Genomic DNA, 13,332 nt, shown 5'->3' with positions numbered 1-13,332 from the left:
GAACCCCGTGGTAACCGATTCCAACGCGGCACCATATCGCCTTGCGGATCGTTCGCAACATTTGGCACAGGTCGTTGATATATAATCCAATTGGACTTCCAATTTTCGAGTGTGCGCGATAGGATGACATCGGCGGACAAGCTATGAAGTAAGCGAGGCGGGTCATCACTCGTGGGTCGCTTGCGATAGGACCAATGTGACGGGACGCGGTATCTACCATGCGGATCGGTTGTCGGGAGGCAGGGCTACCGTTGTCGCCTGCGGCCTTGCCGTCATCCTGGCGCTCGGCTTTGATTGGCAGCGTGCGTCCGCTGCCGAACCGCGCTGGCCCCCTGGCCCTTACAAATACATCACGATCGATCAGTCCGTGACAGACGCGCTGGTTGAGCTCGGCCGCAACATGCGGGTGCCCATGCGTGTCAGCAAGCTGGTAAAGGGGCGCCTGAGCGCCGGCATGCCGGTTGGAACGGCCCGCGAGTTCCTCGAAGAGATATGCAATCGATACGGGCTGGTCTGGCATTTCGACGGTATCGTCATGAACGTCGCGACCGAAGCGGAAGTCCAGACGGAAATGATCCCGCTTGATGCCAACATGGCTGCTGACGCCGAAGACAGGCTTTCACGGCTGGGCGTCAACGACCCGAAGTTTCCAATAAAGGTTTCCAAGCAAGACGATGTCATCTCGGTATCGGGGCCGCCATCCTACATCGAACTCGTCAGGAAAACGCTCGGGGTTCCTGCCACGCCGAGCACGAAGCAGGAGACCGGCAAAGCTGTGTCGGTCCGCGTTTTCCGCGGAAAGCAGGCGGAGGCGCAGACTGTCCCCTCCGCCAAACCGAACTAAGAACTGGAGGGCACATTCATGCAAATCGCGCCGATTGGAGCCCTAGAGGCTACGCTTGCAAACTTGACCACCAGCATAAGTTCGCAACAGCAAATCACCGCCGCCGCGGCAGCGCAGCCCGGTAACCGAATGGTGGGCGCCAAGCAAGAAAAGCACGATGCCGCGAAGGTCAATATGCCTGAGCGCAGTGATGTCGCGATGCCGGCTGGTCAGCAGGTGGCGCAGACGCCCGGCGCCAATCCGGCAATCGGCGGACAGACTTCCAAACCGGAGAAGACCGAGCCGATCGTCGAACACAAACTCTTCGACTACATGGCCGAGACGGAGAACGCTGCAGGTGGGGTGTTCACGGAACCATCGGCCCTTTTCGGTTCTGCCGTTAAGTCGCTGGAAGGAACCATGCAGCAGGTCCAGAAGGCTCTTGGCCAGGCTAACGCTTCCCCAAGTGCTGAAACGGCCGCCATGCAGGATCGCGCCGACAAGACGGCCCCGTCCGGCAAGGAAGGCGAAGACTCCCCAGCCAAGAACGCAGAGCAACTCCTGGAACGATCGATTTCGGTGATGTGGGCAGCCGCCAATCTCGAGGTGGTTACGAGCAGCGTGACGGCCGTCACGTCGTCCACCAGCACGCTGATCAAACAACAGTAAGCGCCGCGGAGTGTTCGTGCCCATGCCAACCTCGCTGCGGCGTTCAACGCGATTGAATCAATGCGGCGTCCGGTGTCGCGTTGCGCTCGTTGTCATGGGTATGCTTGTGCTCCAGGCGTGTTCGGTGGAGTTGTATTCCAACCTTAACCAGCGGCAGGCCAACGAGATCGTGGCCACGCTCATGCGTCACGGGATCCCGGCCCAACGCGAGGTCGGCAAGGACGGCAAGATGACGGTTTCCGTACAGAAGGGCCGCTTCGCCGAAGCTATGGCCATTCTCGACGAGAGCGGCTTGCCCAAACAGGAATTCCAGACGCTCGGCGAGGTGTTCAAAAGGGATGGGCTTGTGTCCTCGCCGGTGGAAGAGCGGGCAACGATGATCTATGGCCTGAGCCAGGAGCTTTCGCAGACGATCTCGGACATCGACGGCGTGCTTTCGGCGCGCGTTCATCTCGTCCTGCCCGAAAACGATCCGCTGAGGCAGCAACTGGTACCGTCCTCCGCCTCCGTGTTCATCCGGCATCGCGCATCCGTTCCGATGAATGAGCTCATCCCGCAGGTCAAGATGCTGGTGGCTAAGGGCATCGCCGGACTGACCTATGACAATGTTTCCGTCACCCTCATTCCGGTTGCAGCGACAGCCCCCGAGCAGGAAACCGGCGAGGCCAGGTTCACCAGCTTCCTCGGCCTGTGGCTACATCCCGACAGCGTCGCCGCCGCGATGTCGCTGTTTTACGGCATGGCGGCGGCCATACTCGCGCTGGCTGGTCGGTTGGCCTACATGCAGTGGTATCGACGGCCCGGCATCTATGCGCTCGATGCTTCCGCAATGCCGGTGAAGAAAACATGACCCAGCCCGGCTCGGAGCAAACTGCCAGCCCGGAATGGCAGGCATTCATGTCCAACCCCGCATCCTATGTGGATGCGGCTTGGCTCGCGGAGTGCTTTGACGGCGCCATCGGCGAGGCTGCCTGCGAGCGCATGCTGCGGTCGCAACGCCTGCAGGAGCGACTGTCGAAGCTTCTGCTCGACCGGCATAGGCTCTCTCCAGCAGTCGAAGAGCCGGCCGATGCGGTGGATCGAGCGATCGCCTTGTCGTCTGGCGAAGAGTTGGAGGAACTTGCGCTTCGCTCGGGCGCGATCTACTGGGCCGGGAGTCTGGCCGCTGTCATTGTCGGGCGCGAAGCGGCCGCGTTGCAGGCGGCGCTTGGCGCTGATCTATGTGCTTTCGCCGTAGCCAACCGCGACCTGGCCGGCCCGATGCAGCGGTTGGGGCCGCTGGAAGACATTTCCGGTCGCGTCTATGCCGACGGCCTGAGTTGCCTTGGCGCCTGGTGTCAGACCATGCCGAGCGATACGAGCATGCGGGTGCGTCTCAAGCTGATGCCGCAACAGCTTATTCACCAGCCGGTAGCCGAACCATTTGCCGAGGCCGGCCCCGCGATTGTTCGACGAGCGATGAGCTAGACGAGATGATCGAATCGGGCAAAGCGGTGGAAGCTATGCCGAGGCGTCCTTACGCCCGGATCCTGCGGGCCGCCGAGGTGCGCGCTTTGCAGGATGGGCATGCATTTCTCGATGAAGCAAGGCGTGATGCGCAGCAGTTGCGCGACGCCGCACGGCGAGCCTATGCGGCCGAATACGCGCAGGGCTATGACGACGGCAAGGCGCAAGGCGATGCGGAGGCCACGCGGTTAATCAGCGAGACGGCGGTCAAAGTGGATCGCTATTTCGGTGGGCTGGAATCCGAAGTCGTTGGCCTTGCCGTCGATATCGTCAGGCGAATTCTGGGAGAATTCGACGTCGGCGCGCTTGTCGCCAAGGCCGCAAGACAGGCGGTGACTGAAATTCGCCGCGCCAAATACCTGAAAGTCCGAGTTCATCCCGCGTCCGTCGACAGGGTTCGCGAGGAGCTGGACGCAGTCTTGCGCCAGAGTGATCTGGGGATGACGGTCGAGATCGACGCGGATGACGCGCTGGTTGCCGACGCCTGCATCGTTTCGACTGACTTTGCCGTCGTCGATGCGAGCATCGACGCGCAGCTCAAAGCCATGGCTGCCGCGATTGCGTCGAAGACGGAGGTCCGATGACCGCGCCCGCCGCCGATATCGAAAGCCGTCTGGCCTCCATCATTCCGAATCTGCGTTCGGGCCTGCGCGACGATACCGGCCGGCCCAGGAAGGGGCGTGTACGGCGGGTCGCCGGCACGGTCATTCATGCGACTGTGGAGGAGGCCCGTATTGGCGAGATATGCGAACTCGTCGACCCCAGGACAGGCAGGATGACCAAGGCGGAAGTCGTCGGCCTCATGGACGAAATGGCGGTCCTTGTTCCGCTTGGCGATTTGGCCGGTCTTTCAAACCTGACTGAGGTCGTGGCGACCGGAAAAGACCAGCAGGTGCCAGTCGGTCCCAGCCTTCTTGGTCGAGTGATCAGCGCGCTTGGCGAGCCATTGGACGGCAAGCCGCTTTCGCCGAATGGCATCATCGGCAGCTATCCGGTCAATGCCTATCCGCCATCTCCGTTGGAGCGCAGCTTGATTTCCGAGCCGATCCAGCTCGGAATACGCGCCCTCGATGGGCTGCTCACCTGCGCGCGCGGGCAGCGCGTCGGCATCTTTGGCGAACCTGGGGTGGGAAAGTCGATCCTGCTTTCCGATATCGTCAGCGGCACCGATGCCGATGTCGCCGTGGTCGCCCTTGTTGGAGAGCGCGGACGTGAGGTGCGCGAATTCCTCGAACAACAGCTCGGGCCGGAGGGGCGGGCGAGGGCCATTGTCGTCGTTGCGACCTCCGACCGTCCTGCCATCGAGCGTGTCAAGGCCGCCTATGTGGCGACCAGTATTGCCGAATATTTTCGCGACCAGGGCAAGCATGTGTTGCTTGCAATGGACAACATAACGCGGTTTGCCCGTGCGCAGCGAGAGATTGGCCTGGCCGCGGGCGAGCCGCCGACGCGTCGCGGTTTTCCGTCTTCGCTGTTTGCGGTCTTGCCGCGTCTGCTCGAGCGGTCAGGCCCCGGTCGCGTCGGATCCATCACAAGCCTCTACAGCGTTCTTCTTGAAGGCGACGGTACGCTGGATCCTGTCGCCGAGGAAGTTCAGGCGCTCCTTGATGGCCACGTCTTCTTGTCGAACGAGCTTGCGCAGCGCAACCATTTCCCGGCCATTGATGTCTTGCGCAGCCGAAGCCGCCTCATGGATGCGGTTGTGGAGCCCGCACATCGGTCCGACGCCAGCCACGTGCGCGAGCTGCTTGCCCGCTACGCCGACATCGAGCTTCTCCTGCGCGTCGGTGAATACGAAAAAGGCAGCGATCCGGTGGCGGACGAGGCGGTGGCGAAGATCGATGCCATCAACGCCTTCCTGCGTCAGGCGTCCGCCACACATGAGAGCTTCGAGAGGACACGCCAACTCATGCGGGAGATCGTCGGTGAAAGATCGTGAGATGATCGCTCGATTACGCGACCTCAGACGCCGGCGTGAAGACCGCGCAAGGGAAGAGGTGATCAGAAGGCACGCTGCTGTGGACCGGGCCGCGAGGAAGGGTCGGGAGGCGGCCGGTGCGGTCACGGAGCACCTCCAGCGCACGATCGATGCCGAAGACGCAGCGTTCGGCTCGCTTGTTGGGCATCCGATAAAGGCTGCCAGTCTTCACCGGCTACAGGCACGGTTCGAAATCGCCGCCAGAAAAACCGCGCAGTTGCGGGAAAACGAGAAGATGGCGGGCGTTGTCGAGCAGCAACGGAAAGCGGAGCTGTCGGAAGCCCGCAATGATCATCGTGCAACCATGAAGGCGGTGACGAAGCTGGACAGGCTGTTGCAGCATCTGACCAAACGCACCGCACGGCGTTGCTTGGCGCTTGCCGAGCTTTCCGAGGAAGAGGAGCGCGGTCCAACGCGCCTGTCCACAGAACGATAGCCCAGTTTGTGATCGTGAATATGGATGTGATGCCCCAAGCCTTCGCGTCGGGAAAAACGAGAGCGCAGGTAAAGCCGGCAAAACGCAAGGCCTCACGGTCGAGCGTTGGCGAGCGGCTGGTGCTGAACTCTGTTGCGTCTGTCGACGTTGAGGCATTGAACGCCTTCTACCGCCGGCGCGCGCCCGCGGAAATCACGATCGCGGGCAAGGCCGTGGCGATTGCCGCCGTCTGGCCGGCGCCGAACCCTGCCGACCAGCGGTGGTGCACCATTGCGTTCTCCGTCGGAGACACGATGGGCAAATTGCGCCTGCCGCTTTCTGTGGTCGAACGGGGCTTCGCCAGGGCAGACGAACTGGTCGACATGAAGCGGCTGGCCCCCGCTCACGCAGCACTGCTGCTGGAATCCGCGTTTGAAGAGGATCTCGAATGGGTCGAGGCCAAACTGGGCGAGAGCATCGCGCTCACCTCGGTCACACAAGCAGATGCCGTTTCCCTTTCGGGCGAGACCCCGTTGGCTTTTGTCCTGACCGGCAGTCAGGAAACGATTGACTGCGTCTTGAACACGAATGACGCCGGGCTGGCGGTACGGATCGGCCGTCTTTTCGACGAGATCGCCAAGGCCAGACCGCCGATCCCGGCCGAATTTCCTCTGCCAATCTGCCTTCGGCGTGGCGCACTCAACCTAACCCTTGGCGAGCTTAAAAGCCTCCAGCCTGACGACGTAGTTCTTTTCAGGAATGAGGCGGAAGAACGCATGGCGGCACTCATCATTGCCGAGCGCCTTTATGCGCCGGTCGCCCTGACGGCCGCCGGGCCGCAATTGCTTGCCGCGCCGACGGCTATCGCCGGATCGAATTGGGAGTGGACCATGAACCAGAACACGTCGCCGCCAGCCGGCCAGACTTTGGAAGAATCAACCCTGGACGAGTTGCCGGTCGTGCTTGCCTTCGAGATCGGCCGCACGGCAATGCCTCTCGGGGAGGTGAAGCAGCTTGCGCCCGGCACTATTGTTCCGCTCGCCGATGTGACCGAGGCGATTGTCGACATCATCGCCAACGGCAAACGTGTCGGCCGCGGTGAGATCGTGCGGATCGGCGAAAGCCTGGGCGTGCGGATCGTGCGCATGTTCGATAATGGTTGAGAATTCGCCCAATCTGCTTGGGATTCTGATCGCGGTCGGCTTTGTCGGGTTGCTGCCTCTGGCGGTCGTCACGATGACGGGATTCTTGAAGATCTCGGTCGTGCTGTTTCTCATCCGCAACGCGCTCGGCGTCCAGCAGATGCCACCCAATCTAGTGCTATACGGCATAGCGCTTGTGCTCACGGTCTATGTGACGACCCCGTTGCTGAGCGAGATGTCGGGCCGACTTGAGGAAGGGCAGGTTCAGTTCCAGACCACGGACGACCTCGCCAGAGCGGCGCAACTGGTCAGGGAACCATTGCAGCGACACCTCATGAAGTTCACCCAGCCGCAGGAGCGGCAGTTCTTTCTCGATGGAACGAGCCGCCTGTGGCCGGAACAGGCGCGGCAGAACCTGAAGGACGACGATCTCTCGATCCTTGTTCCGGCCTTTGTCGCATCCGAGCTGACCCGTGCCTTCGAGATCGGCTTCCTGCTTTATCTTCCTTTCCTCATCATCGATATCGTTGTTGCCAATATCCTGATGACGCTCGGCATGATCATGGTCTCGCCGGTCCTCATATCGATTCCTCTGAAACTGTTCCTTTTCGTTGCCATAGATGGCTGGTCGCGGCTGATGCATGGCCTCATTCTGAGTTACGGCTGACGCCGATGGGAGGGTTGCATGGGCAATGACTTCATCCTGGCAAAGGTCCAAAGCGCACTTCTCACGGTGCTGTTCGCGTCCAGCCCGGCGATCATTGCTGCGCTGGCGGTCGGCGTCCTCGTCGGTCTTGCCCAGGCGCTGACGCAAATTCAGGACCAGTCGCTGCCGCAGACCATCAAGCTGGTCGTGATCCTGCTGGTCATCATCGTCTTCGGTCCTTTGCTTGGACAACAGATCGCGCAACAGGCCTCGACGGCGCTGGACGAATTTCCCGTCGTCACGCGTTGAGGCACGCGGATGCCGGTCGAACCACTCTTCGCCTCCGTCAAAGAGCTTCAGGTCTATCTTCTGGCAGGCGCATTCGCGCTCGCTCGCATGACCGGTTTCATGCTTCTGATGCCGCTTTTTTCGCGTGTGCCGTTGTCAGGTCTTTTGCGCAATGGCGTGGCGCTGGCGCTGGTGGTTCCGGTCCTTCCGATGATCGTGAGTACGCTGACGAACACCGATATCACGACCACGATGATCGTGGTGTACATCCTCAAGGAGGTGGTGGTCGGCGTAACGCTCGGGCTCGCAATGGGTATACCGTTCTGGGCAGCGGAGGCCGCTGGCGATGTCCTTGACCTGCAGCGCGGCTCCACGATGGGGACGCTGATTGACCCGATGATGACGCATGAGACGAGTGCCACCGGCACCTTACTCGCCGTCATCATGGTCACGGTCTACCTGGCCGCCGGAGGTGTGCAGCTTTCCCTGACCAGTCTCTACGAGAGCTACGGCCTGTGGCCGATCGATCAACTTCTGCCTGTATTCAGCAAGGATGCTGCGGGGATATTTCTCGGTCTGCTCAATCGCATCCTGGCGATGGCGCTGACCCTCGTCTTCCCGCTCATTATCAGCATGCTCCTGTCCGACATTGTGCTGGCTTTCCTGGCGCGGGCCTCTCCGCACCTGAATGTTTTTGCATTGTCGCTGGTCGTCAAGACGCTGGTCTTCAGCCTTGTCTTTGTACTCTATGCGGCTTTCCTGCTTTTCTACATGAACCGGGATCTTGGCTTCCTGCACGAGGCGAGCCGACAGATAAAAGCGATCGGCTGCCGCAGCTGTCAATGAGAACAAATATGAGCAAAAGCTAATAATAAGCGCCATCCTTCGCCAGCCAATAAATACGATTTATCGATGAGAAAAGATTCTGATGATTTGACAAGTGACCGACCCGCCGATGATCTTACGCGCTCTCGACGTGTCTCTGAAACGTGCATATCCGTTGGAAGCCATGGCTCGCCCGATCACTTCATTGATCTACGAGGATTTGCGAATGGTCGATGCGGACAGCCTACGCAGGCTCGTCAGGATGGGTGCCTATGAGGGGCATACAGGAGGGCTTGCGCGCGGCAAGCTCCAGGCCAACGTCGTGATTGTGCCCCGCAGCTTTGCCGCCGATTTCCATCAGTTTTGCGTCCGCAATCCGAAACCCTGCCCTTTGGTGGGCGTGAGCCGTGCGGGCAGCCCATTGCTGCCAGCGCTGGGCGATATCGATATCCGTACCGATGCGCCACAGTACAGCATCTATTACTTCGGCGAGATGATCCGGCAGACCACAGACATCATCGACCTATGGCGAGATGACTTTTCGGCTTTCGCGCTCGGCAGTTCGCTCACCGTCGAGGCCGCACTTGTCGAAAAGGGCGTGAAATTCCGGCGCATCGGCCGTGGAAAAACCGCCCCCAAGTTCCGCACCAAGATCGAGACGTCCCAAGTCGGACCGTTCGGTGGCGAAATGGTCGTCTCAATGCGCCCGATAAGGTATAGCGACGTCGACAAGGTTCGCGCGCTCACCGCGCGTTTTCTGCATGCGCACGGGTCGCCCATCCATGTCGGAGAGCCCACGACGATCGGGATCCGAAATTTGATGGCTCCCGACTGGGGCGATGCCGTCGAAGTCTTGGAAGGGGAGGTGCCTGTATTCTGGGCCAGCAGCCTGACCGCCCAAGACGCTCTTGCTCGTGCCGAACTCGCGATCTCGATCACAGTGTCGCCGGGCCATATGCTGATCACCGACGTGGATGCACGGGCGCTGTCTTGGCCTAATGTCGAGCTTGGCGCGAGCTTGCAATGATCGTGCTCAAGTCAGAGCTTGCCTGGTCCAACGCTTCGAAGCACCTCGACAGCAGGGCGGACGGGATGGCCTCTGACCGTGGACCCCACCACGGCCTTTCGCGAGAGCCTTGGCTGTGCCTCGAAGCTTGGTAGTCATAGTCGTGCATGACCCTCGCGAAGAGTAGGTCAGCGGTGATGATTTCGGACTGTACTTGATTGGGCTCATTCATTTTATCTGCCGCTCTGGCTGGGCTTCTGGCTTATTCGCCGGCCCAGCTCGGTAGATCAACCTTCGGTAGCGGTATAAGGTTCCGGAACTGATCCCGCCAGAGAGCTGGTGCGGGAACCTGTAACTGAGGGCCGGATCCAGGCCGACCGACCGCAGGACGGCTTCCACGTCTGCCGAGTTCGTTGCGAACCCTTGGTTTCGGAGCGGCTCCTTGAGCTGCGAGCGGATCGTCTTGCGGGGATAGGGACCCTTTGCCGTCGTTCGGTTTTCTGAGAGCATGACAAAGTACGCACAATCCGCGAGCCGATATTTCCATGCCAACAAGAATCGATGCCAGTGAAGCGCGCCGGTGGTTTGCCGAAGACCTGCGTGTCTCATCACCTGTCTTGCACAATCTTGCGGTCATCGAGGCCTTCGCAAAGGTTCCGCGCGAACAGTACCTTGGCGACGGGCCATGGCGTATCCATTCGAGATTGCAAATCGGGGCGGTCCATACCAGCCCTTCAACCGCACTTCACGAGATTTACCACGACGTTCTGGTCTCGCTTGACGAACAGCGCGGATTAAACAGCGGCCTGCCGTCACTTTGGGCATTGGCTTTCGACCATCTGAATATGGCTCCCGGTCAGACTGTCCTTCAGGTGGGCGCTGGTGTCGGCTATTTCACCGCCATCCTCGCGGAACTGACGGGGTCTGAAGGACGCGTGATTGCATACGAGATCGACGAAGAACTCGCTCGGCGCGCGCAAAGCAATCTTGCTCATTATGCCCATGTAGAAGTGATATCCGGTGATGCAACGCAGGCAGTTGATCTGCCAAACCTCGATGTTGTGGTCGCCTTTGCCGGAGTGACGCACGTGCCGGAACGGTGGCTTTCAAATTTGTCCGACAAGGGTCGGATGGCGCTGCCGTTCACAGGTGAAGACCAACGAGGCTTCATGATGCTTCTGGAAAGGGCTGGCTGTGCGTTTCCTGTAAGATCACTTATGCCATGCGGGTTTTACCCCTGCAGCGGAGCTATTCTAGCGGCGTTCGAAGCAGGTTACTGGTTCCCTTCGGGGCAGAATCCGCTTTAACACGTCGTCCTTCTTCACGAAATGGTGCCAGAGCGCGGCTAGCGCGTGTCCTCCAGCCAGGATCAAGATTGCGTTAGCGCAAAGGCCGTGAACTTCTCTGATACTGCCCGCGATGCCGCGATCCGGCGCAAAAGGTGCCGGAATCGTAAACAATCCGAAAAAGGTCAGCGCATCGCCTCTGAACCACGTCAGCAGGATGCCAAGCGCGGGAATTGCGACAAGCAGGACATACAGGGCGAGATGACCAAGCTTGGCCACGGCACGTTCGAAACCTGTCATGGAATCGGGCAGGGTCGGTGCGCCTCTTGCCAACCGCAAGGCCACCCGCCAGAGCACGAGAGCAGCCAGAAGCAGGCCAAACGAGATGTGAAGCCACCATGCAAGGGCTCGGTCGGGATCGCCACGTTGGAAGAGATCATCGCCGAAGGTCAGCAGATACATGCCTACAACCAACGCGAACAAAGCCCAGTGCAAACTCTTCTGGGTCGAGGAATAGCCGACTGTCGGCATAGGGCATCTCCGGTTTCGACCGTCCGAGTTGCTATCTGCATTAGGGCGAAGTTGCGGCTCCGATATTACGGTTTCGTAATGCAAAGCGTCTCTCAGCCGCAAGCTACCCTCAGGCGGGATTCGCCTGAGCAATCCTCTATTGGTCAGTCGTCCACTCCATTAAGCAGAGGTGCGATAACCCATTGTCATGCGGGGCTTGCGCTGTCGCACGATCCTCCACCATCAGGCCGTGGCTGAGCAGATAGAAGGCGTAGAACTCCTGCTGGGGACGGAAAAATGGCTCGCCATTCGAGACAGATAACCAAAATTGTCGGATCTTCGGCCAATTCCTCCCGCTTGCGGATAAAAAGTAATTTCATGCTTTGTGACGCGTGTGCGGATGCAACGGATATCCAAGAAGTTCTATCGATTTGCCGCTTTAGTTGTTTCGAATCGCCGCTCACCTCGAGGAAAGCTTGTCATTATTCCGACGAACGCCGGCGAGGCCGCTCGGGACAGGGCAGCGGAATACTGTTTGGTTATGCCTCCGATGACGGCATGCCCGCCCCCGAAGGTGCGTCCATGCCGGCATCCCTGGCGGCAAGCCTGCCGATGGCCGACCAGTCGAGCTTTTCGCCGCCATGGGCGAGCAGGGTGAGGAAGCGGTCACGCAGGAGGCTGGCGATCGGCAGCGGCACGCGCAAATCCTCGGCTGCTGCCAGCGTCAGCCGGATGTCTTTCTGACCCAACGGCGCCGCGAAGCCGGCCGGCTTGAACTTGCCCTCCACGATCAGCGCCCCATAGGTCTTATAGAGGGGAGCCCCGAACAGCGTTGAGGTCAGAATGTCGAGATATAGCTGCTTGTCGACGCCGCCCTTGCTGACCAGCGCAATGGCTTCGCCCAGCGATTCGATCACCGAGGCAATCAGGAAGTTGCCGCTTAGCTTTACCAGATTGGCGGCTTTCGGTGTCTCGGAGACGACAAAGGTCTTCTGGCCCACGGCGTCGAAAATCGGCTGCACGGCGGCGATGGCGTCCGGCGCGCCGGCCGCGACGACGAACAGTTTGCCGGCAGCCGCCACGTCGGGCCGGCCGAACACCGGCGCTGCGACGAAGCGCTGGCCAGCCGCGGCATGATCGGCCGCCATGCGCTCCGACAGAGCGACACTGATCGTGCTGAAGGAGATGTGTGTCGCTCCTGTGCGAAGGGTCGCGAGCAAGCCGCCATCGCCATAGACCACGCTTTCGACCGCGTGATCGTCTGCCAGCATAGTGACGACTGCCTCGCCGCGGCAGGCTTCTGAAAGTTTGGCCGCCGATCGCGCACCCTTGCGGACGAGGACATCCTCCTTGCCCGGCGTTCGGTTGTAGACGGTCATGGCATGTCCTGCCTCGAGAATGTTCGTGGCCATTCCGGCCCCCATGTGCCCCAGTCCGATGAAGCCGACATCCATGATGTTCTCCTTTCCATGCGGGTCGCGAAACGCGCGTTTCTCACTCGTGCCGATCCGCCCGATCCAGACGCTCGGGTTGGCTGGATCTTCTGGGCTTGAGGTCTTGCGGTATACGGTTCCCGTTGGAACGTGCTCCATCACCGTGCGGTTGCCAACATGCAGTGCACTTTCGGAAATTATCTCGACTCAGCTCAACGACGGTTGCGCATACTCGGCCTGATGACCAGCTGGGCAAAGGGCGATCAGGCGATCGATCGCCGATAAGGCGAAGCGCAGGCTGGGCTCGTCGGTCAATCGTCCATCCCTGATCTTGTCGGCAACGTTGCCGATGACGACCTGCGGACCGAGAACGGGACGTGACTGGATGGCGAGCAGCGTCTCGTTGGCCTGTGCCTGAGCACGACCGCCGCTGGTAAAGGCCGGCGACACGGAGATGACGAGCACCGCTTTGCCGGTCAACGCCGACCGACCGAGTGGCCTCGACGCCCAGTCAAGCGCGTTCTTGAGGACGCCTGGGATGCCGTGATTGTACTCCGGCGTCGCGATTACGATCCCGTCGCTTTCCGCAACGGCTTGCCTGAACGCCTGCACCGTCTGCGGTGTCGACGGTCCGTCTTCGTCCTGTTCGTAAAGAGGTAGCCGCAGATCGCCGATTTGGAGATCAACCGCCGAACTGAGCGCCGGCTGCAGGCCTCGCAGGACAGCAAGGGAGTAAGAGCCTCGGCGCAGGCTCCCCGGCAAGCCGAGGAGCCGCGCCTGACTACGTGCTGCTATCATCGTCACC

At 60.5% G+C, this 13,332-nt stretch carries 16 protein-coding genes and 1 pseudogene; 13 read left to right on the top strand and 4 right to left on the bottom strand.

Going from position 1 to position 13,332, the window contains the following annotated elements; all coding sequences use genetic code 11:
* Positions 1-196: 196 nt before the first annotated feature.
* From NKJ55_RS06340 to NKJ55_RS06285, 12 genes are all read left to right on the top strand, one after another.
* Positions 197-844, top strand: a complete 648-nt coding sequence (locus NKJ55_RS06340; protein WP_352449135.1) for a type III secretion protein — start codon at positions 197-199, stop codon at positions 842-844.
* Between the two features lie 18 nt (positions 845-862).
* Positions 863-1,492 (top strand): hypothetical protein, encoded by a 630-nt coding sequence (locus NKJ55_RS06335; RefSeq protein WP_352449134.1) that lies wholly within the window; start codon positions 863-865, stop codon positions 1,490-1,492.
* Positions 1,493-1,514: 22 nt separating this feature from the next.
* The gene (gene sctJ, locus NKJ55_RS06330; protein WP_352449226.1) at positions 1,515-2,342 is read left to right on the top strand and encodes a type III secretion system inner membrane ring lipoprotein SctJ; all 828 of its coding nucleotides are present in this window, start codon (positions 1,515-1,517) and stop codon (positions 2,340-2,342) included.
* Positions 2,339-2,959: a SctK family type III secretion system sorting platform protein gene (locus tag NKJ55_RS06325; protein WP_352449133.1), complete on the top strand. Its 621-nt coding sequence runs from the start codon at positions 2,339-2,341 to the stop codon at positions 2,957-2,959. The genes sctJ and NKJ55_RS06325 overlap by 4 nt, the downstream gene beginning before the upstream one ends.
* Positions 2,960-2,964: 5 nt before the next feature.
* Positions 2,965-3,582 (top strand): type III secretion system stator protein SctL, encoded by a 618-nt coding sequence (gene sctL / locus NKJ55_RS06320; protein WP_352449132.1) that lies wholly within the window; start codon positions 2,965-2,967, stop codon positions 3,580-3,582.
* Positions 3,579-4,937 (top strand): FliI/YscN family ATPase, encoded by a 1,359-nt coding sequence (locus NKJ55_RS06315; RefSeq protein WP_352449131.1) that lies wholly within the window; start codon positions 3,579-3,581, stop codon positions 4,935-4,937. The genes sctL and NKJ55_RS06315 overlap by 4 nt, the downstream gene beginning before the upstream one ends.
* Positions 4,924-5,412: a type III secretion system stalk subunit SctO gene (gene sctO / locus NKJ55_RS06310; protein ID WP_352449130.1), complete on the top strand. Its 489-nt coding sequence runs from the start codon at positions 4,924-4,926 to the stop codon at positions 5,410-5,412. Before NKJ55_RS06315 ends, sctO begins: the two co-directional genes overlap by 14 nt.
* 29 nt (positions 5,413-5,441) lie before the next feature.
* The gene (gene sctQ, locus NKJ55_RS06305) at positions 5,442-6,554 is read left to right on the top strand and encodes a type III secretion system cytoplasmic ring protein SctQ (protein ID WP_352449129.1); all 1,113 of its coding nucleotides are present in this window, start codon (positions 5,442-5,444) and stop codon (positions 6,552-6,554) included.
* The gene (sctR, locus tag NKJ55_RS06300) at positions 6,547-7,200 is read left to right on the top strand and encodes a type III secretion system export apparatus subunit SctR (protein ID WP_352449128.1); all 654 of its coding nucleotides are present in this window, start codon (positions 6,547-6,549) and stop codon (positions 7,198-7,200) included. Before sctQ ends, sctR begins: the two co-directional genes overlap by 8 nt.
* A gap of 18 nt (positions 7,201-7,218) precedes the next feature.
* Entirely contained in the window at positions 7,219-7,488 is a 270-nt protein-coding gene (locus NKJ55_RS06295; protein WP_352449127.1) for an EscS/YscS/HrcS family type III secretion system export apparatus protein, read from the top strand.
* 9 nt (positions 7,489-7,497) lie between these two features.
* Positions 7,498-8,313, top strand: a complete 816-nt coding sequence (gene sctT / locus NKJ55_RS06290; protein WP_352449126.1) for a type III secretion system export apparatus subunit SctT — start codon at positions 7,498-7,500, stop codon at positions 8,311-8,313.
* Positions 8,314-8,407: 94 nt separating this feature from the next.
* Positions 8,408-9,319, top strand: a complete 912-nt coding sequence (locus tag NKJ55_RS06285; protein ID WP_352449125.1) for a D-glutamate cyclase family protein — start codon at positions 8,408-8,410, stop codon at positions 9,317-9,319.
* A gap of 303 nt (positions 9,320-9,622) precedes the next feature.
* Here the strand turns inward: NKJ55_RS06285 and NKJ55_RS06280 are convergent.
* Positions 9,623-9,772: pseudogene (locus tag NKJ55_RS06280) on the bottom strand (ABC transporter ATP-binding protein); the annotation flags it as partial.
* A 71-nt stretch (positions 9,773-9,843) separates the two neighbouring features.
* Between NKJ55_RS06280 and NKJ55_RS06275 the strand changes: the two are divergent.
* Positions 9,844-10,605 (top strand): protein-L-isoaspartate O-methyltransferase family protein, encoded by a 762-nt coding sequence (locus tag NKJ55_RS06275; RefSeq protein WP_352449124.1) that lies wholly within the window; start codon positions 9,844-9,846, stop codon positions 10,603-10,605.
* On the opposite strand, the gene NKJ55_RS06270 is transcribed toward NKJ55_RS06275, so the two are convergent.
* The 3 genes from NKJ55_RS06270 to NKJ55_RS06260 form a co-directional block, all read right to left on the bottom strand.
* Positions 10,552-11,115: a cytochrome b gene (locus NKJ55_RS06270; protein ID WP_352449123.1), complete on the bottom strand. Its 564-nt coding sequence runs from the start codon at positions 11,113-11,115 to the stop codon at positions 10,552-10,554. The two genes, NKJ55_RS06275 and NKJ55_RS06270, sit on opposite strands and share 54 nt — an antisense overlap.
* Positions 11,116-11,633: 518 nt before the next feature.
* A complete protein-coding gene (locus NKJ55_RS06265; protein ID WP_352449122.1) occupies positions 11,634-12,548 on the bottom strand; it encodes an NAD(P)-dependent oxidoreductase in 915 nt (304 codons plus the stop codon).
* A 186-nt stretch (positions 12,549-12,734) separates the two neighbouring features.
* Entirely contained in the window at positions 12,735-13,325 is a 591-nt protein-coding gene (locus NKJ55_RS06260) for an NADPH-dependent FMN reductase (RefSeq protein ID WP_352449121.1), read from the bottom strand.
* Positions 13,326-13,332: the final 7 nt, after the last annotated feature.

The sequence above is a fragment of the Mesorhizobium sp. M0106 genome, from assembly GCF_040322715.1.
Taxonomy (GTDB): Bacteria; Pseudomonadota; Alphaproteobacteria; order Rhizobiales; family Rhizobiaceae; genus Mesorhizobium.
This window is presented reverse-complemented; position numbering and strand designations above follow the sequence as displayed.